Genomic DNA, 19,424 nt, shown 5'->3' on the forward strand with positions numbered 1-19,424 from the left:
TGTAAAATCGGAAAGAATTTTCTCATATTTACGAACAAAGCATTTATTGAAAAGTGTATTGTTCGGATTTTGTATTGACTTCCAGTTTGGATTATTGATAAAATAGGTTTGTTTGATAAGAACCGGTTAATGACCGGTATTACGTGAACCTTTGGAGGTGCTTTATTCAGATGTCATCAGTTGTAGTAGTCGGTACACAATGGGGAGACGAAGGTAAAGGTAAAATTACAGATTTTCTATCCCAGAATGCGGAAGCCATCGCTCGTTATCAAGGTGGGAATAATGCAGGGCATACAATAAAATTTAACGGCGTTACCTATAAACTGCATTTAATTCCGTCAGGGATTTTTTATAGTGATAAGATTTGTGTCATTGGAAATGGTATGGTGGTTGATCCAAAAGCTCTTGTAGAGGAGCTTGCTTATTTACATAGCCATGGGGTGAGTACGGATAATCTTCGTATCTCGAACCGTGCACATGTCATTCTTCCTTACCATATCAAATTGGATGAAGTCGAAGAAGACCGTAAAGGCGCCAACAAAATTGGAACGACTAAAAAGGGAATCGGCCCTGCATATATGGACAAAGCTGCTCGTAACGGAATCCGTATGGCAGACCTTTTGGACCGTGAAATTTTCGAGGAAAAATTGTCTCAAAATCTTGTCGAAAAAAACCGTATGTTTGAACGTTTCTATGAAACGGAAGGTTTTAAAATCGAAGATATCTTGGAAGAATACTATGAGTACGGACAACAAGTGCAGAAATATGTTTGTGATACATCCGTTGTATTGAATGACGCACTTGATGAAGGAAAACGGGTATTATTCGAGGGGGCACAAGGTGTTATGCTTGATATCGATCAAGGAACATACCCATTCGTCACTTCATCTAACCCGGTTGCAGGTGGAGTTACGATCGGTTCTGGTGTAGGTCCTACGAAAATCAACCATGTTGTTGGAGTATGTAAAGCATATACAAGCCGTGTGGGCGATGGTCCTTTCCCTACAGAATTGCATGATGAAGTCGGCAACCAAATCCGGGAAATTGGCCGTGAATATGGTACAACTACAGGCAGACCGCGCCGTGTAGGCTGGTTTGACGCTGTTGTCGTTCGCCATGCTCGCCGTGTCAGCGGGATTACCGATTTATCATTGAACTCAATTGACGTATTATCAGGTCTTGATACGGTCAAAATTTGTGTGGCTTATGAATACAAAGGCGAGATCATTCATGAGGTTCCAGCGACTTTGAAAGCGATTGGCGAATGTAAACCAGTCTATGAAGAGCTACCAGGCTGGTCAGAAGACATCACAGGTTGCAAATCATTGGATGAGCTTCCAGAGAACGCTCGCCACTATGTAGAGCGCGTATCTCAATTGGTAGGCATTCCTTTGACTACTTTCTCTGTCGGTCCTGACCGTAACCAAACAAATATCGTGAGAAGCCCTTGGCGTCTAGCATAATTCATGAAAAAGGAGCTGGCTTTTTTGCCGGCTCTTCTTTCGTTATTAACATCTATGCATTAAATGTCACGTTCGGGATACCGAATGAATGGATTAAACTGTAGGGAAAATGAAAAAGATATGAAAAAAAATAATTTTATTTCAAAAAACTATTGCCTAAACTATATTAACCATGATATTATCAAAAGCGTCGTCACAATAGAACAAGCCATTAACAAGCTGCAGATGTTAAGTTTACATTCTGCAAAGAAACATTTCATTAGAACGAGCCATTAGCTCAGTTGGTAGAGCATCTGACTTTTAATCAGAGGGTCGAAGGTTCGAATCCTTCATGGCTCACCATTTTTTCCGGCCCATTGGTCAAGCGGTTAAGACACCGCCCTTTCACGGCGGTAACACGGGTTCGAATCCCGTATGGGTCACTTCTTTATATAAATGTTTTACTGGTCCCGTGGTGTAGCGGTTAACATGCCTGCCTGTCACGCAGGAGATCGCGGGTTCGATTCCCGTCGGGACCGCCATTTTATTTTTATTCTAAAATAGAATATTTGGCTCAGTAGCTCAGTCGGTAGAGCAAAGGACTGAAAATCCTTGTGTCGGCGGTTCGATTCCGTCCTGAGCCATCCTTTTATAAACGTCTTTCTTTTAGGGCGTTTTTTTGTTTTGCATCCAGATTGTATTTTGAATGAAATCTTGTTAATAGATTGTTAACGATTTGTAACATACCAATTTCGACCAATTTGATATATGACTCGCTTTTAACCATACTGGGCTTAGGCCCACTCCTTTTTCCGCAGTTTATTGAACTTTCCCCATTACCATATTTATTGGTACATGTTGTCACCATTTATACAGTTCTATTACATTATGAAGTCTGTTTCTTGTTTTTTTTCCTAATATGGTAGAGTTATGAGTGATAAAAATCATTATAGAAATCAGTCATAAGCATATGGATATTTAAATTGGACTAATAAATCTCAAAATAAATTTGATTAGTTTCTTAATTGGTGACTGAGCCGTTAAGGAGGACAATATATGTTTAGCTCAAAAGGTAAGGGGATCATCCTGTTGATGGTTTCCATCATTTTAGTGCTTGCAGGAAATCGGGCAATTGCTGCTGGGATATCGGAAACTACAACCATACAGCATGTTTATCTTAACGATGAGTTCGTCGGAAGTGTGACGGATGAAAAGGAAATCGAAAAGATCGTAGCCGATAAGGTAGAAAAAGCCCAGGAAGATTATCCTGACTTTACATTCGATAAGGAGACACAGCTGACGTTTGTACCTGAAGAGGTATTCGATGAAGAGGTAAAAGAGGATCAGGCTGTTAAGGGAATTCAAGATCAGTTGAATGTGAAGGCAGAGGCGTATGAAATCGACATTGATAATCAGGCGGTCGCTTATGTTGCGTCAAAGGAAGATGCCGAGGATGTTCTGGAGAAAATCACTTTGTTATATGTAAATGAAGAGCAATACGCTGAATACGAATCAGGTAAAAAAGAAAGTGAAAAAGATGTGGACCCGTTAAAAGAGCCAGGAAGTAGAATTCTGGACATCGAATTTTCACTTCCCGTTACGTTTAAAGAGACAATGGTAGATCCAGACGAAATCAAGAGCGTCGATAAAACCCTTTCCTTGATAGAAGAAGGAAAGGAAGAAACGACGATCTATGAGGCTAAGGAAGATGAGGATCTTGAAGCCATTGCCACTAGGCATGATATGGACCTGGATCAACTGCTGGAGCTAAATCCGGGACAGGATGAGTACAAAGGTGTTAAAGAGGGCGAGCGTCTCTATGTGACCCAGCGTACCCCCTATGTGAAGGTAATGGTAGAAAGAGAAGTATTAAAAGAAGAGAGGATTCCTTTTGAAAAGAAAGTGAAGGAGGATGACGAACTTCCAAAGGGCGAACTCATTACTGAACAAGTGGGGAATGAGGGGATTCTTGCATTCACCTATAATGTATCTGAAACAAACGGAAAGAAAATCAGTGAAACGATCGTAAAGAAAGAAGTCACGGAAAAAGCCAAAACAGAAATCACCAGAAAAGGCACCAAGGTCATTCCTTCACAGGGCAGCGGTACATATTCATGGCCTGCAGATGGGGGCTATATTTCCAGTAAGCAGGGCCAGCGCTGGGGGAAACTTCATAAAGGTATTGATATTGCCCGGCCAACCACCAGGACCATAACGGCAGCAGATCATGGGATAATCGAAACTGCCGGAAACTCCGGAGGATATGGAAATAAGATAACGATCAATCATAATAATGGATATAAGACAGTGTATGCCCATTTGGATTCAATAGATGTAACAGCAGGACAAAAGATTGAAAAAGGCATGAAAATCGGCATGATGGGTTCAACAGGGCACTCGACTGGTGTCCACCTCCATTTTGAAATATATAAAAATGGGTCTCTCGTTAATCCGCTAAACTTTATAAGTCAGTAACCGGTGGAAGTCTTCGAAAAATATTCGAAGACTTCTTCTGCTTCGTACATAGATGAGAATAATAGGAAAAAGGTGATTTAATGCCTATAAAATGATAAAGTAGAATAGAGACAATTTGCTTTCATTCCGGTGTTCAGCCCCTTTTATTGGGTATATATATGTAACTTTGCTGAATTAGGTCGCCAGCTTGGTGCAAGCAGAAGGAAAAGTGAATAAGGTCCCGGATAAGGACACGGTTTTTAATAGATTCAGTTCAGTTATTAAAAAGGAGATAAGTACATGGATAAAAAGATTCTGGTAGTGGATGACGAAAAGCCAATTGCTGATATATTACAATTCAATCTAAAAAAAGAAGGCTATGAAGTTTTTTGTGCTTATGATGGCAATGAAGCCCTCAAAATGGTAGAAGAACGGCAACCTGATTTGATTTTACTTGATATCATGCTGCCGCAGCGTGATGGGATGGAAGTTTGCAGGGAAGTAAGGAAGAAGTATGAAACGCCGATCATCATGTTAACGGCAAAAGATTCAGAGATAGATAAGGTCCTAGGATTGGAGCTTGGTGCAGACGACTATGTGACAAAGCCATTTAGTACCCGGGAAATAATTGCCCGCGTTAAGGCGAACCTAAGACGTCAGCAAGCTGTTCCGGTTCCCGATCAAGAAAATGAACCGAAGGAAATTACGATAGGAACGCTCACCATCCATCCGGATGCCTATGTGGTATCCAAGCGGGGCGATACGATTGAATTGACGCATCGCGAATTTGAGTTGCTTCATTACTTAGCGAAGCACATCGGTCAGGTCATGACAAGGGAGCACTTATTGCAAACTGTGTGGGGTTATGATTATTTCGGGGATGTACGGACGGTCGATGTAACGGTCAGACGTCTTCGTGAGAAGATTGAAGACAATCCTAGCCATCCTGGCTGGATTGTAACTAGAAGAGGGGTCGGTTATTACCTGCGTAACCCTGAACAGGAGTAGTTTCTATGAAAAAGGTTGGTTTTTTTCGCTCAATCCATTTTAAATTTGTTCTGATTTATGTTTTGCTCATTTTCGTAGCAATGCAAATAATCGGGGTATATTTTGTTGGGGAATTGGAAGAAAATCTTGTTGGGAACTTTACGAAATCAATAAAAGGCCACGTTAACCTGCTTACCTACAGCATTGGTGAAGAAATGGAAAAAGAGAGGGGAGAGGAAGATCCAACCCTCGAAGAAGCGATTGATACGATATTGAGAGACCGGGATAATTCATCGAATGATATTTCGGAAGTACGTGTCATCGACACCCGCAGCAGACGCGTGATCGGAACTTCAGCCCCAGGTAACCAGGATATTGTAGGGAAGAAGACAACAGAGGTCCTTATTAAGAATACGCTCACTTTTGGAAAAGAAGTTAGTGATGTATTTCGGGATCAGAAAATAGGCAGGCGGCTCTGGGTCCTTTCGACACCCATTGAAGCAAATGGGGAGGTCATTGGCGCCGTCTATGTAATAGCAGAGATGGAAAATGTCTTTGAGCAGATGGATGAAATCAATAGCATCTTCATGACGGGTACGGCCATCGCCTTAGTCATTACGGCCATCTTGGGAATCCTGCTCGCACGAACGATCACCAGACCCATGTCTGATATGAGAAAACAGGCCCTGGTGATGGCGAAAGGGAATTTCTCCAGAAAAGTCAGGGTATATGGCGATGATGAAATAGGCCAGCTTGCCGTCACTTTCAATAATTTGACCAAAAAGCTTCAAGAGTCGCAATCAAGTACAGAAGGAGAGCGGCGTAAGCTATCATCTGTCCTTGCCAATATGACGGATGGCGTAATTTCAACGGACAGGCGCGGTCGGGTGAACTTGATTAATGAACCGGCGGCACAATTATTGAATGTCTCGAGTGAAACCGTCATGAACCAACCGATCATTGAGGTTTTGGGTCTTGAAGAAGAATATAAATTTGAGGATTTACTGGAAGAGCGAGAATCCATTATCCTTGATTACAGCAAAAAAAATCGGCCTTTCGTTTTGAGGGGGAACTTTTCGGTCATTCAAAAGGAAACGGGATTCGTTAATGGTTTGATTACCGTTTTGCATGATATAACAGAGCAGGAAAAAATCGAGAGTGAACGCAGGGAATTTGTTGCCAATGTATCACATGAACTGCGAACTCCGTTAACGACGATGAGAAGTTACCTGGAAGCATTGGCTGAAGGGGCATGGAAGGACGAGGAAATCGCTCCATCCTTTTTAAGTGTGACCCAAAATGAAACGGAGCGAATGATCAGGCTTGTTAATGATCTGTTACAGCTTTCGAAAATGGACAGTAAAGATTACAGGCTTAAAACGGGCTGGGTGAATTTCAATAAATTCTATGACCATATCATCGATCGTTTTGAAATGACGAAAAATGATGACATCACGTTTAAGCGTGATTTGCCGAAGGAAGCTTATTTTGTGGATATTGATGAAGATAAAATCACCCAGGTTCTCTATAATGTAATCTCCAACTCATTAAAGTACTCACCTGAAGGGGGTCAAGTGACTTTCCGCGTCAGGGCATCTGATGGCATTATCATTGTGAGCATTACAGATCAAGGAGTGGGTATCCCGAAAAACGTCATTGATAAAATATTCGACCGCTTCTACCGTGTGGATAAAGCAAGGGCCCGTAACTTAGGCGGGACAGGGCTTGGTTTAGCGATTGCAAAAGAGATGGTCGTGGCGCATGGCGGGAAAATATGGGCGGAAAGTGTGGATGGAAAAGGAACTACCGTGTTCTTTACACTTCCTTACGAACAGGAAGAAGAGGATGATTGGTCATGAATTTTGAACGTGCAAAAAGTATCATACTGATTATTTTGGTTGGGACAAGCATTTTTTTGACATGGAGCATTTGGACGTACGAGCCTGAATATGATCTATTTGAACAATCGTCGGAATTTATAAAGATTAAGAGCGATGTCCAGATTGTCAGTGATGTCATTAAACCAGTCAGTATCCTTTTCCATGGCAATGGGCAGCATTTCCAGACTTCCAATCCGGCAGAAATGAATGAAATGGAAAAAGAATTTTCGCAATGGCGTTTCAGAGGCATAAAAGAGGTATCCGTAAACAGGCTGCAAAGGAAATTTGACGATTTTGTCCATGAAGATGGGTCGATTGAAATCGAATTTTCCGATGATATTCCCATTGCCCTTTATAAAACCGTATTGAATATAACGGATAAGGAAGTGCCTAAATTTTCGTTTGATCGAATCATCATTAAACAAAAGGACATCAGCGGTAATGAATCTGCCGTTTATTTTGTTTCCTACGATCAAGGGAAGATTTATCAAGGCATGGTCGACTCTAAAAAACTAAGGAATTTCATGGATTCATTTTATCGGGGTTCTTACGATAAGCACCCTGAATACACGGCCGAGACCATAAACAGCAAAAGGACGCTGTTCGTTCCGGAAAAACCAGTGGAGATCAACAAACTTGAATATTATATTGACTATTTGGATATTGGAAACTTGAAAAATGCATTATTTACTTATCCGAAGTTCGTACGTCAGGAACCCGTTTCGGTCGGTGAGGAATACACGGATGGAACAAGACTGATGACGGTCAATAAAGACAATTACCTAATTTCTTATATCAATCCGGCACAAAAGAGCAAGTTATTTGGCAGTTCCAGTGACCTTTTGCAAAAAAGCATTAATTTCATCAATGATCATGACGGTTGGGAAGATAACAATTACCGCTTTGCCTATATGTCGGAGGATGAGCAACGAGTGGTATTCCGCTTATTCGTAAATGGTTATCCGACCTTCAATGAATCTGGAATGACGGAAATCGAGCAAATTTGGGGGAAAGAAGAAATTTATAGCTATGACCGCCCATACTTTTCACTTGACTCAGTCCTCCCGTCAGAAGGATCGCCAAAGACTTTACAAAGCGGTAAAGAAGTAGTGAATCAGCTGAAATCGAAAGATAATATCGATTTCAAAAGTGTGGAGGACATCTCGATTGGCTATAAACTGAATAAATCCCTGGATTCCAAACTTGTAACTCTAGTTACACTTGAGCCCACTTGGTATTATCGTATCGGCGATAAATGGTTTATTGTGCCTTTTGATGAAGATACGGGAGGCGATCAAAGTGGATTGGAATAATACAAAGTCGATTTTCATCATGGTTTTCTTCGTTTTGAATATTTTTCTTCTTTATCAATTCCTGGAAAAGATTAATGACTCCCAATATGAAAGTTTAACGGAGTCCTCTACAGATGAACTGTTGAAAGAAGATGAGATTTCAATAGAAACCCCACTTCCGAAACAAAAGACGGATCAATTCCTGATTGCCAAAAGCAAGACTTTCGAGAAGAAAGATATTCAGTACCTGAAAGATCAAAAAGCAAAAATCATCGATGATAAGAAGCTTGTGGGTACATTTAAAACACCGATTGGCATGAAATCGGAAATTCAGGCTGCAGACCTTGATATATTCCTGAAGGAGTATATATTAAATGGAAATGAATATCATTTTTGGAGCTATGATGAAATCAGCCAGACCATCACCTGCTATCAAGTGGCAGATAAAAAGATGTTTTATAATAATAGTAAAGGGAAGGTCACTTTATATCTGAACAAGAAGGGTGAAATCGTTTCCTATGAACAGATGTATTTAGAGGAGATCGAAAAATTCAATAAACCTAAAGAATTGACATCTGCTTTAAATGCTATCGGAGCATTGTTTCAGAATGGTGATATTGATCCCAAAAGCGACATCACGAATGTAAAATTGGGATATTACAATTCGCTGCAGACGACATCTGTGTCACATTTACTTGTACCAACTTGGTGGGTGGTCATTGATGACGAAACGGATCTCTTCGTGAATGCTTTTGATGGAGAGGTCATTGAATTGAATACAGAAGAAAAAATATTGGAGTGAGTATAAGATGACAATGCATTTTAGTGTTCTCGCAAGCGGGAGTACAGGAAATGCCTTTTTCGTGGAAACGGAGGATCAATCATTCCTTGTCGATGCCGGCTTAAGCGGTAAAGCCCTGGAAGCATTGTTTCAGGATATAGGCCGTGATATGTCGAAGCTGTCCGGTATCCTTGTTACCCATGAACACAGCGACCATATTAAAGGTCTTGGCGTGGTTGCCAGAAAACATAAACTCCCGATATATGCGAATGCAAAAACATGGGATGCCATGGATCGATCAATCGGTGAAATTGCAGCCGAACAAAAATTCACATTTGAAATGGAACAGGTCAAAACGTTCGGCAGTCTTGATATAGAATCTTTTGGCGTTTCACATGATGCAGCAGAGCCGATGTTTTACGTCTTTCATCATGAAGATAAGAAACTTGTGGTCATTACCGATACAGGGTACGTAAGTGATCGGATGAAAGGAATCATCTCGAATGCCGATGCTTATGTATTTGAAAGTAACCATGATGTGTCCATGCTGAGGATGGGAAAATATCCATGGAGCATCAAGCGCCGGATTTTAAGTGATGTCGGACATGTTTGTAATGAAGACGCTGCCCTCGCAATGAGTGAAGTGGCCGGTGATAAGACCAAGCGTATTTACTTGGCCCACTTAAGCCTTGATAACAATATGAAGGATTTAGCAAGAATGTCGGTGGAACAGACGTTAAAGACAAAGGGGATCATCGTTGGTGAACAATTTTCCTTATACGATACTGACCCGAAAAGACCAACGGAACTTGTTACGTTATAAATAAAAGGAATGGATGAGGGATACCTTGTTCATTCCTTTTTATTTTTAAAAATTTCGATTCGTAAGTTACGGATCGGATTAAAAGGGGTATCGTTTGGTTAGAACTGTATAGGTAAAAGGAAAATGGCTGATACTAGTCCATTTTATGTTGCCCCTTAAATTAAGCATGCATTTTTTTAGAAAAATTTCGGTAATTGAGTATAATTGAGGGAGGATACCAAACAATAGAATTGCTATAATTCATTCCTAAAATGAGAGGATGGGGCGGTCTTGGGTTATTATGATCAGAATGATGAGAACCAGAATAAACGGAAAAAAAGCCATACGAGCTATTTTCTAGCAGGCTTGGGGGGCGCCATCATCGGGGCCTTACTTATTTTATTAGCCTTTCCGGGAAGTGGACTGTTAAATAACGATGAAAACGAAATTACAACGGAAAAATCAACCGAGAGAGAGACCACGGAGCAGTCCCAGCAAAACCTTACTCTTGATGTAACAAGTGCCGTCACCAATGCCGTTGATAAAGCCAGCGACGCAGTGGTCGGCATCACTAACATTCAGGAAACGAACTTCTGGGGTCAAGGGAGCAACGCCGAGGACAGTTCGGCAGAAGCCGGCACTGGTTCTGGAGTAGTCTACAAGAAAGATGGCGGCAAGGCCTATATCGTCACGAATAATCACGTCATTGAAGGCGCTAATGAACTTGAAGTGACATTAAGTGATGGCACTAAATTGCCAGCTGAACTACAAGGCAGTGACCCATGGACAGATTTAGCGGTCATTGTCGTGAATGGTGAAAAAATCAAAACCATTGCTGAATTCGGAAACTCCGGCAAATTGAAACCTGGTGAGCCCGTCATTGCCATTGGTAATCCATTAGGCCTTCAATTCTCTGGGTCGATTACACAAGGGATCATCTCCGGTTTGGAGCGCACGATAGAGGTGGATATCAATGAGGACGGACAAGTGGATTGGAATGCGGAGGTCATCCAGACCGACGCGGCGATTAATCCAGGTAACAGCGGAGGGGCACTCGTTAATATGTCTGGGCAGGTCATCGGAATAAATTCGATGAAGATTGCAGAAAATGCAGTGGAAGGAATCGGTCTTTCCATTCCGATCGATTCAGTTATCCCGATTATTAATGATATAGAGGAATTTGGTGAAGTGAAACGTGCTTTCTTAGGTGTGAACCTGGCATCTGTTGAAGAAATTTCCCAATATCATCAACAAAATACATTAAAGCTGCCAAGGAAAGTTACTTCTGGCGTTGCAATAACAGGCGTTCAAAGCAATTCTCCAGCATCCAAAGCAGGATTGAAGGAATTTGACGTCGTAGTTGGAATGGATAATGAAAAAATCCATGACGTCGTGGAATTACGAAAATATCTTTACAATGAAAAGAAAATCGGTGATAAAGTTAAAATCATTTATTACCGTGACGGAAAGAAAGAAACTACGGAAGTCACGCTTTCTAGCAGCGAAATTTAAAAAGCACAAAAGGACAGGGGGAAAAATGCCTCCTGTCCTTTCTATTTCCTTGCGATTTTCTTATTTTTTGTTACGATTACCTGTGGATATATACTGAAATTAAAGATCTCAAGTAACTTGTGGATAATTGGGAATGGAAGTACTGGGAATAATGAGTGGGAAAGGAGATATGAAAGATGAAATTATATTGCTGTCAGGAACACGTGGACATGGCGCTGGATGAAGTGGTATACGAATGTGAAACCTATCCTGTTTTAACGCTGGTTCCCGAAGAAAATCAGTTATCAACAACCTGTGAATATTGTCGAAACGTGGCAATATATCTAGTAGGGAACTAATATTCCCATACAAGATGTGGATAGTTTTTGTGGATATGTGGATAACTTTTGTGGATAACCTGTTCGTAACCTGTTCTTAACCTGTTCTTAACATTTTCCGGAGATGAAAGCGCGGGTGGAACGGTTTAGATTGAAGCTTTTGGCTGTACGAATAATCATCACAATTATTTATCGGATCTGAACTATGTCCATCCCAATTTCTTCAATAAACATTAAAAAATAATGAAAGTTACCGTTGCCGCTTTCATGGCAGCGGTTTTTATTTTAAAAACATTAAAAATTGGAAAGGATATGCTTGTTTTGCTTATAGGACACTGTAAGGTATGATAATAGGTAGGCAAATCCAACAATTGATAGTAAAAACATAATGAAAGCTAGAGGATATATATGAAAATAACGATTATTACTGTTGGCAAGCTAAAGGAAAAATACTTAAAGCAAGGAATTGCTGAATATACAAAAAGGTTAAGCGCCTATGCTAATATAGAACTTGTCGAAGTACCGGATGAAAAGGCTCCGGAGAACCTGAGTGCAGCGGACATGGACATTGTAAAGCAAAAGGAGGGTGAACGAATCCTGGCGAAAGTCAGCCCGGACACCTACGTAATAACGCTTGAGATCAATGGAAAACAGCTTACTTCAGAGCAGCTGGCCACTCATATGGATCAGCTCGCCACTTATGGAAAGAGCAAAATTGCCTTTATTATTGGCGGGTCGCTTGGGCTTGGCACTGAGGTGTTATCAAGAAGTGATTATGCCCTTTCCTTCTCGAAAATGACCTTTCCGCATCAATTAATGAAACTGGTTCTAGTGGAGCAAATATATCGGGCTTTTCGGATAAATAGAAATGAACCATATCATAAATGAAAGAACTGATTCCGGGGGAAATACCCAGAATGGTAATAGGGTAAAATATTAAATCTTAATGTAATGAAAAGAGGGTAACGAATGAATAAAAAGTCCATTTATGGTTTAACATTCGAACAATTGACAGCATGGCTTTTGGACCATGGCCATAAAAAATTCAGAGCTTCCCAAGTCTGGGAGTGGCTTTATAGAACACGTGTGACGAATTTCTCTGAAATGACAGATGTTAATAAAGAGTGCATACAATTACTTGAAGAGCACTTTGTCATCCAGACTTTGACCGAGCACGTTAAGCAAGAATCAGCGGATGGTACGATCAAGTTCTTGTTTAAATTACAGGATGGAAACCTTATCGAAACGGTTATGATGAGACATAAATACGGAATTTCGGTTTGTGTCACCACCCAAGTGGGCTGCAATATTGGCTGCAGTTTCTGTGCCAGTGGATTATTGGCCAAAAGCCGTGATTTATCCAGCGGGGAAATAGTGGAACAAATCATGAACGTTCAACTGCATCTGGATAAATTGGAACAAGAGGATGTTGTAAGCCATGTTGTTGTAATGGGGATTGGTGAGCCGTTCGATAACTTTGAAAATATGATAGACTTTTTGAAGGTGCTCATGGACCATAAGGGTCTTGCTATCGCTGCTAGGCGGATTACTGTTTCGACGAGCGGTCTTGCCAATAAGATTTATGAATTCACAGATACCCAATTACAGGTGAATCTGGCCATCTCATTACATGCGCCGAATAATGAACTCAGGACACGAATCATGAAAATAAACCGAGGTATTCCGATAGAAAAATTAATGAAATCTCTTGATTATTATTTAGAGAAAACGAATAGGAGAATTACGATAGAATATATCCTATTGAAAGATGTCAATGACCATCAAGAAGAAGCCGAGCAACTCGCCAATCTTCTTGAGGACAAAAAACATCGGCTCTATGTCAACCTGATTCCATATAATCCTGTAGATGAGCATAGTCAATACCAAAGAAGTGAAAAAGAGTCCGTTCTCTCGTTTTATGATACGCTGAAAAAGAGGGGCGTAAATTGTAAAATCCGCCAAGAACATGGAACGGATATTGATGCGGCATGCGGCCAGCTTAGAAGCAAACAAATCAAGAAAGCTGAAGCCCAGTAATTCACTAAGAGAAAAAACAAAAAGAGGTCGCATATATCGCGGCCTCTTTTTGGCGTGATTTTATTATTTAGCTATTTCCTTTACCGAGGCGACTTCATACGTTGTAAGCTCGCTGCCTAGAATTGGAGATTCTTTTTTTGCACCCGAACCTTGTTCAGGCCGTTTATGTGCAGCTTTGAATGCATCGCTATTTCTCCAGGCAGTAAAGTTATCAAGGTTTTCCCAGTACATATTAACGCTCAGTTCATCGTGGTCCGACAAATTCTGCGTTAATAATACTTCAACTTTTACGAAGCCTTCCGTAGTATCAAGTGGACCTGGTGCAGTAAATCCTGGGGCCATGACTGCACCCATCCCTTTTTTGACTCTGATTCTATTCGTTACGATTATCATAAATCAGCACTCCTTTTGGACATCGGTTTAGAAGCTACACCCTATTTCGGCTTTTATATCATACATATTTTAGCATATTGAAAGAAGCAGGGTCCATTTTGATTAACTCAGATCATGATATCCTGATGACCATTGTTTTAATGAAGACGGACGTTTCATTATATTGAAATAAGGCAATTGAATTTGGTTATTACAAGGTTTATCGGTGCATATCGCGTATAATAGAACCTTGTATAAGGAAATTACGATTATGGAAACAATAAAGTAACATACTAAACAACAAAAGAGGCTGTTATATGAATGAATTGAGTTTTACTGATTATACATTAAGCGATGAAATTGTAAGGGCATTAGAAAGCTTGGGATATCAACGTCCAACCGAAGTACAGCGTGAAGTGATTCCAGTGGCGCTGAAAAAGCGGGATCTTGTCGTTAAATCCCAAACGGGAAGTGGCAAGACCGCTTCATTCGGCATACCGATCTGCGAAATGGTCGATTGGGAGGAGAATAAGCCTCAGGCGCTTATTTTAACACCGACACGTGAGCTTGCTGTACAGGTAAAAGAAGATATTACGAATATAGGCAGATTTAAAAGGATAAAGGCTACTGCGGTTTATGGAAAACATCCATTCGCATTGCAAAAAGCTGAATTAAAACAAAAAAGCCATGTAGTCGTTGGAACCCCGGGGCGTGTTCTGGATCATATCGAGAAAGGGACATTCGCCTTGGAACGCTTAACTCATTTAGTTATTGATGAAGCGGATGAAATGCTGAATATGGGCTTCATTGAACAAGTGGAAGCCATTATTAAAGAGCTTCCGAAAGATCGAGTAACCATGCTGTTCTCTGCTACGTTACCTGAGAGTATAAAAAAGCTATGCAAGCAATATATGAAAGATCCTTTGGATATTGAAATCAAAGCAAAGGGGGTAACGACGGAGAAAATAGAACATGCTCTTATTGAAGTGAAAGAAGATGATAAGTTTTCCCTGCTTAGAGACGTCACCATAACGGAAAACCCCGATAGCTGCATCATTTTCTGTCGGACAAAAGATAGGGTTGACCAAGTATGTGAACAGCTGCTGGAACTGGAATATCCGTGTGATATGATTCACGGCGGCATGCTTCAGGAAGATCGCCTTGCCGTGATGAATGAATTCAGAAGAGGTGAATTCCGCTATTTGGTTGCGACAGATGTTGCTGCACGTGGAATTGACATCGACAATATAACCCATGTGATTAACTATGACCTGCCATTGGAAAAGGAAAGTTACGTACATCGAACTGGAAGAACGGGCCGTGCCGGTAAAAAAGGAAAAGCCATTACTTTTGTGACGCCGTACGAAGACAAATTCCTTTCTGAGATTCAAGGATATATCGGTTTTGAAATCTCTAAGATGATTGTTCCTTCAAAAGAGGAAGTCGCCAATAAAAAAATGGAATTCGAAGCCAAACTGGAAGCTCGTCCAAAGATCAAAAAAGATAAAAGTGAACAATTGAATAAACAAATCATGAAGCTGTATTTTAATGGCGGAAAGAAAAAGAAACTAAGGGCTGTGGATTTTGTCGGAACCATTGCTAAGATTGATGGGGTGAATGCAGAGGACATCGGGATCATTACGATCCAGGATAATGTTTCTTATGTGGAAATATTGAATGAAAAGGGACCGCTTGTCTTGAAAGTGATGAAAAATACAAAAGTAAAAGGCAAACTTTTGAAGGTTTCAGAGGCCTTTAAGAACTAAAGGTGTTGAATGAAAAAGAAGCGGGAAGACCAAAAATTGGTCTTCCCGCTTCTTTTTTATATGTTTTTCTACCCGTCCCCAGTGTTTCAAAACTGGGGGACGGGTAGAATTCGACCCATCCGGAAATAATTCGACCTGCGCCAGGATATTTCGACCCATTCGGAAATAATTCGACCTCCCCCCGAAATAATCAGTCCTCACTGTAATAACCTTTTTTGTTTCATGAGGACGTGAGATTCTTTTTCTGAATTCTGTTTATCCGTCAAAATAGAGTGGTATATGAGGAAGGATAACGCAATTATTTCGAATAAAGAAAATACATACAGCACGATTTAATCTGAAATCTTAGATATGGAGGGGAATGAAAAGGGATGAAAAAAGCAAATGAAAGCGGTAGAATCGATGAGCAAAGTAAGCAGCGGCAGTTGGATCAATATCGAGTGGACGATATTGGGAAAAAGATGACGACTAACCAAGGTTTGCGTATTTCTGAGGATGAGCATTCTTTGAAAGCGGGAACCCGTGGTCCAACTTTGATGGAGGATTTTCATTTCCGTGAAAAAATGACTCATTTTGACCATGAGCGTATTCCTGAGCGGATTGTCCATGCCCGTGGATCTGGAGCACATGGATATTTTCAGGTATATGAACCGATGACCGAATATACAAAAGCCAAGTTTCTTCAAGACCCTTCAGTCAAGACACCAGTATTCGTTCGTTACTCCACGGTAGCAGGTTCCCGCGGGTCGGCAGACTCGGTCCGTGATGTAAGGGGATTCTCTACAAAGTTTTATACTGAGGAAGGAAACTATGATTTGGTAGGAAATAATATTCCGGTATTTTTTATTCAGGATGCCATTAAGTTCCCGGATTTAATTCATGCGGTTAAACCGGAGCCTCATAATGAAATACCTCAGGCCGCGTCTGCCCATGATACTTTTTGGGATTTCGTCGCCAACAATGAAGAAACGGCACATATGATCATGTGGCATCTTTCTGATAGGGCCATACCGAGAAGTTTCCGAATGATGGAAGGGTTTGGTGTCCACACATTCCGTTTTGTAAATGAACAAGGCGTGGCTCATTTCGTTAAATTCCATTGGAAGCCTGTACTGGGAGTTAAATCCCTTGTATGGGATGAGGCACAGAAAATTGCAGGGAAGAATCCTGATTTTCACCGCCAAGATCTGTGGGAAGCGATAGATACCGGAAATTATCCTGAATTTGAATTTGGCGTGCAAATGATTAAGGAAGAAGATGAATTCAAATTCGATTTTGATATCCTCGATCCTACTAAACTATGGCCGGAAGAACAAATTCCGGTGAAAATAATCGGAAAAATGGTTTTGAATCAAAATACGGATAACTTTTTTGCAGAGACGGAACAGATAGCTTTCCATCCGGGGCATGTTGTTCCGGGTATTGATTTTTCAAATGATCCGCTGCTTCAGGGACGTTTATTCTCATACACGGATACCCAGCTATCCCGATTAGGAGGACCGAACTTCCATGAGCTTCCGATTAATAGGTCGGTTGCCCCCGTTCATAATAATCAGCGCGATGGTATGCACCGGATGTCAATAAATCCAGGGCAGGCCAGCTACCACAAAAATTCCCTTGCAGGCAACTCTCCTGAACCTGCTTCGGAAGAGGAAGGCGGCTATGCACATTACCAGGAAAAAGTTGATGGCAGGAAGGTCCGGCAACGCAGTGAAAGCTTTAAGGATCATTACAGCCAGGCTAAACTATTTTGGAATAGCATGACGGAAGTGGAGAAGGAGCATATTATTCAGGCTTTCCACTTTGAAGTGGGAAAAGTGAAAAGTAAGGACGTTCAACAGCAAATTGTCGAGATGTTCAGCAATGTGGATGTCGAACTGGCCAAAACAATCGCTAGTGGAGTGGGCGTGAATCCTCCAGCCAACAAGAGTGAGGTCAAAATGGATTTGGCTTCTCCGGCCTTAAGCCAGGAGCAAATGAAAGTGAACACGGCGGCAACAAGAAAAGTGGCAATCCTGGCTGCAGATGGTTTCAACGGTTCAGAGGTTAATCAAGTTTTGGAATCATTTAAATCGGCAGGTATAACGGCTGAAATCATCAGTAATAATCGTGGAGTGCTTACAGGCTCTGAAGGCCAGCAGGTTGAGGTGAATCAGACATTCCTGACAGCCGATTCGGTACTTTTCGACGCTGTATATGTGGCAGGAGGCCAGGAGAGTGTCGATGCTCTAAAGGCATCCAAGGAACCCATTTACTTTGTTGATGAAGCCTACAATCATTTCAAAGCGATTGGTGCGGGAAAAGAAGGAGCCGAGATCTTATCGAAGGCAGGCATCGTTTCCAATGATCCAGCCTCAGGGATTGTAGCTGTTACGGATAAAAATAGTGGTTCTGCCTTTATCGAGGCAATTGCCAAGCACCGTCACTGGAAACGCGCTTAATATTGGATGAAAAACCCCCAGACTTGGAGTCGGGGGTTTTGGTTTTTCAGTAAAGACATCAAGCTACTTTGCTTTTTCTTCAAAAAGCGATGCAATGCCAACGATCACCTTAGTGGCCAGGATCATATTATCGACGGAAATAAATTCATATTTGCCATGAAAGTTCTCCCCGCCCGTAAAGATGTTGGGTGTTGGCAGGCCCATATACGATAATTGGGAACCGTCCGTACCACCTCGTATTGGTGAGATTTTCGGTTTTATATCGAGTCTCTCCATTGCTTCATGGGCAATATCCACGATTTCCTTCACGGGCTCTATTTTTTCTTTCATGTTGAAGTATTGGTCGTGTAATTCAAGCTGGATACGGTTTTGCCCATATTTTTCTTTTAAATCTTCGATTACTTTTGTGATATATTCCTTGCGGTCATTAAATTTTTGGCGGTCGAAATCCCTGATGATGTAAGAAAGCTTGGTCTCTTCCACATCACCGTGAAATGAAAGCAGATGATAAAATCCTTCATAACCCTCCGTATATTCCGGTGCTTCTGCCACTGGGAGCTTATTATGGAATTCCATGGCGATTTTTGTCGAGTTCACCATTTTCCCTTTAGCTGTACCAGGGTGAATATTCGTCCCTTTGATCAGGATTTTGGCCGATGCTGCATTGAAGCTCTCATATTCAAGTTCTCCAAGTGGGCCACCGTCCACGGTGTAAGCAAATTGGGCATCAAAAGCATCTACATCAAACTTATGGGGTCCCCTGCCGATTTCCTCATCGGGAGTAAAAGCAACACGGATTTTTCCATGTTTGATTTCCGGATGCTGGATCAAATAATCCATGGCAGTCATGATTTCGGCAATTCCAGCCTTATTATCTGCTCCCAACAGGGTTGTCCCATCCGTTGTAATCAAGGTATGCCCTATATAGTTCTTAAGCGAAGGAAAATCATCAGGTGAAAGAATGACATCCAATTTTTCATGTAAAGTAAGATCTTTGCCATCATAGTTGTCAACGATTTGCGGTTTTACTTCTTTTCCTGTGAAATCCGTTGCTGTATCGACATGCGCCAAGAAACCGATTGTCGGGACATCCTTATTTGAATTGGCTGGCAAGGTTGCCATGACATATCCGTTCTGATCAATTGTCACTTCCTTCATCCCAATGGATTGAAGTTCCTTGACCAATGCATTTGCCAAGGTCAACTGTCCGGGTGTAGAGGGGCATGAGGGATTTTCCTCATTCGATTGGGTATCCACTTTCACATAAGAAGTGAATCTTTCAATGATTTCATTTTTCATTTTTCCTTCAACTCCTTTTTCCCTTATCTTACCATGATTGAT

The 19,424-nt window shown here is 41.2% G+C and carries 15 protein-coding genes and 4 tRNA genes; 17 read left to right on the top strand and 2 right to left on the bottom strand.

Translation table 11 applies throughout. The annotated features are described in order from the left end of the window. The first annotated feature begins 170 nt into the window (after window positions 1–170). From Q8G36_RS09925 to rlmN, 15 genes are all read left to right on the top strand, one after another. Window positions 171–1,463, top strand: coding sequence for an adenylosuccinate synthase (locus tag Q8G36_RS09925; protein WP_241636714.1), 1,293 nt, complete (start codon window positions 171–173; stop codon window positions 1,461–1,463). Between the two features lie 266 nt (window positions 1,464–1,729). Further along, window positions 1,730–1,805: transfer RNA gene (locus Q8G36_RS09930), tRNA-Lys, on the top strand. Window positions 1,806–1,813: 8 nt separating this feature from the next. Then, window positions 1,814–1,885 (top strand) — tRNA-Glu (locus tag Q8G36_RS09935). 23 nt (window positions 1,886–1,908) lie between these two features. Continuing rightward, window positions 1,909–1,984, top strand: a tRNA-Asp gene (locus tag Q8G36_RS09940). A gap of 29 nt (window positions 1,985–2,013) precedes the next feature. Continuing rightward, window positions 2,014–2,086 (top strand) — tRNA-Phe (locus Q8G36_RS09945). Window positions 2,087–2,498: 412 nt separating this feature from the next. After that, on the top strand, window positions 2,499–3,917 hold the full coding sequence (locus Q8G36_RS09950; protein ID WP_305159971.1) for a peptidoglycan DD-metalloendopeptidase family protein: 1,419 nt from the start codon (window positions 2,499–2,501) through the stop codon (window positions 3,915–3,917). 279 nt (window positions 3,918–4,196) lie between these two features. Continuing rightward, window positions 4,197–4,904, top strand: a complete 708-nt coding sequence (yycF, locus tag Q8G36_RS09955; protein ID WP_034316131.1) for a response regulator YycF — start codon at window positions 4,197–4,199, stop codon at window positions 4,902–4,904. A gap of 5 nt (window positions 4,905–4,909) precedes the next feature. Then, window positions 4,910–6,742 carry a cell wall metabolism sensor histidine kinase WalK gene (gene walK / locus Q8G36_RS09960; RefSeq protein ID WP_305159970.1) on the top strand — a complete coding sequence of 611 codons (1,833 nt, stop codon included), beginning with the start codon at window positions 4,910–4,912 and terminating at the stop codon, window positions 6,740–6,742. Next, window positions 6,739–8,076 carry a YycH family regulatory protein gene (locus Q8G36_RS09965; RefSeq protein WP_305159969.1) on the top strand — a complete coding sequence of 446 codons (1,338 nt, stop codon included), beginning with the start codon at window positions 6,739–6,741 and terminating at the stop codon, window positions 8,074–8,076. Before walK ends, Q8G36_RS09965 begins: the two co-directional genes overlap by 4 nt. Further along, window positions 8,063–8,857 (top strand): two-component system regulatory protein YycI, encoded by a 795-nt coding sequence (locus tag Q8G36_RS09970; RefSeq protein WP_305159968.1) that lies wholly within the window; start codon window positions 8,063–8,065, stop codon window positions 8,855–8,857. The genes Q8G36_RS09965 and Q8G36_RS09970 overlap by 14 nt, the downstream gene beginning before the upstream one ends. Window positions 8,858–8,864: 7 nt before the next feature. Beyond that, window positions 8,865–9,659: an MBL fold metallo-hydrolase gene (locus Q8G36_RS09975; RefSeq protein WP_305159967.1), complete on the top strand. Its 795-nt coding sequence runs from the start codon at window positions 8,865–8,867 to the stop codon at window positions 9,657–9,659. Window positions 9,660–9,929: 270 nt separating this feature from the next. Continuing rightward, window positions 9,930–11,150: a S1C family serine protease gene (locus Q8G36_RS09980; RefSeq protein WP_305159966.1), complete on the top strand. Its 1,221-nt coding sequence runs from the start codon at window positions 9,930–9,932 to the stop codon at window positions 11,148–11,150. Window positions 11,151–11,326: 176 nt separating this feature from the next. Then, window positions 11,327–11,488, top strand: a complete 162-nt coding sequence (locus tag Q8G36_RS09985) for a CxxH/CxxC protein (protein WP_065310847.1) — start codon at window positions 11,327–11,329, stop codon at window positions 11,486–11,488. Between the two features lie 387 nt (window positions 11,489–11,875). After that, the gene (gene rlmH / locus Q8G36_RS09990) at window positions 11,876–12,355 is read left to right on the top strand and encodes a 23S rRNA (pseudouridine(1915)-N(3))-methyltransferase RlmH (RefSeq protein ID WP_063234290.1); all 480 of its coding nucleotides are present in this window, start codon (window positions 11,876–11,878) and stop codon (window positions 12,353–12,355) included. 81 nt (window positions 12,356–12,436) lie between these two features. After that, entirely contained in the window at window positions 12,437–13,504 is a 1,068-nt protein-coding gene (gene rlmN / locus Q8G36_RS09995) for a 23S rRNA (adenine(2503)-C(2))-methyltransferase RlmN (protein WP_305159965.1), read from the top strand. Between the two features lie 63 nt (window positions 13,505–13,567). On the opposite strand, the gene Q8G36_RS10000 is transcribed toward rlmN, so the two are convergent. Further along, the gene (locus tag Q8G36_RS10000; protein WP_305159964.1) at window positions 13,568–13,897 is read right to left on the bottom strand and encodes a heme oxygenase; all 330 of its coding nucleotides are present in this window, start codon (window positions 13,895–13,897) and stop codon (window positions 13,568–13,570) included. Window positions 13,898–14,193: 296 nt separating this feature from the next. Here Q8G36_RS10000 and Q8G36_RS10005 point away from each other — a divergent pair, with 296 nt between their 5' ends. Further along, window positions 14,194–15,642, top strand: coding sequence for a DEAD/DEAH box helicase (locus tag Q8G36_RS10005; RefSeq protein ID WP_305159962.1), 1,449 nt, complete (start codon window positions 14,194–14,196; stop codon window positions 15,640–15,642). Between the two features lie 371 nt (window positions 15,643–16,013). Next, window positions 16,014–18,083: a catalase gene (locus Q8G36_RS10010; protein ID WP_305159961.1), complete on the top strand. Its 2,070-nt coding sequence runs from the start codon at window positions 16,014–16,016 to the stop codon at window positions 18,081–18,083. 63 nt (window positions 18,084–18,146) lie between these two features. Here Q8G36_RS10010 and pepT read toward each other — a convergent pair whose 3' ends face one another. Then, window positions 18,147–19,382 carry a peptidase T gene (gene pepT / locus Q8G36_RS10015; protein ID WP_305159960.1) on the bottom strand — a complete coding sequence of 412 codons (1,236 nt, stop codon included), beginning with the start codon at window positions 19,380–19,382 and terminating at the stop codon, window positions 18,147–18,149. Window positions 19,383–19,424: the final 42 nt, after the last annotated feature.

The sequence above is a fragment of the Peribacillus frigoritolerans genome, assembly GCF_030676415.1.
Classification (GTDB): Bacteria; Bacillota; Bacilli; order Bacillales; family DSM-1321; genus Peribacillus; species Peribacillus frigoritolerans_A.

What these genes read in the sequence shown, in the direction of transcription:
- Q8G36_RS09975 (WP_305159967.1), top strand. Translation starts at nt 8,865, where the DNA reads ATGACAATGCATTTTAGTGTTCTCGCAAGCGGGAGTACAGGAAATGCC.
- Q8G36_RS10010 (WP_305159961.1), top strand. Translation starts at nt 16,014, where the DNA reads ATGAAAAAAGCAAATGAAAGCGGTAGAATCGATGAGCAAAGTAAGCAG.
- Q8G36_RS09950 (WP_305159971.1), top strand. Translation starts at nt 2,499, where the DNA reads ATGTTTAGCTCAAAAGGTAAGGGGATCATCCTGTTGATGGTTTCCATC.
- Q8G36_RS10000 (WP_305159964.1), bottom strand. Translation starts at nt 13,897, where the DNA reads ATGATAATCGTAACGAATAGAATCAGAGTCAAAAAAGGGATGGGTGCA.
- yycF (WP_034316131.1), top strand. Translation starts at nt 4,197, where the DNA reads ATGGATAAAAAGATTCTGGTAGTGGATGACGAAAAGCCAATTGCTGAT.
- walK (WP_305159970.1), top strand. Translation starts at nt 4,910, where the DNA reads ATGAAAAAGGTTGGTTTTTTTCGCTCAATCCATTTTAAATTTGTTCTG.
- rlmH (WP_063234290.1), top strand. Translation starts at nt 11,876, where the DNA reads ATGAAAATAACGATTATTACTGTTGGCAAGCTAAAGGAAAAATACTTA.
- Q8G36_RS10005 (WP_305159962.1), top strand. Translation starts at nt 14,194, where the DNA reads ATGAATGAATTGAGTTTTACTGATTATACATTAAGCGATGAAATTGTA.
- Q8G36_RS09965 (WP_305159969.1), top strand. Translation starts at nt 6,739, where the DNA reads ATGAATTTTGAACGTGCAAAAAGTATCATACTGATTATTTTGGTTGGG.
- Q8G36_RS09985 (WP_065310847.1), top strand. Translation starts at nt 11,327, where the DNA reads ATGAAATTATATTGCTGTCAGGAACACGTGGACATGGCGCTGGATGAA.
- Q8G36_RS09925 (WP_241636714.1), top strand. Translation starts at nt 171, where the DNA reads ATGTCATCAGTTGTAGTAGTCGGTACACAATGGGGAGACGAAGGTAAA.
- pepT (WP_305159960.1), bottom strand. Translation starts at nt 19,382, where the DNA reads ATGAAAAATGAAATCATTGAAAGATTCACTTCTTATGTGAAAGTGGAT.
- rlmN (WP_305159965.1), top strand. Translation starts at nt 12,437, where the DNA reads ATGAATAAAAAGTCCATTTATGGTTTAACATTCGAACAATTGACAGCA.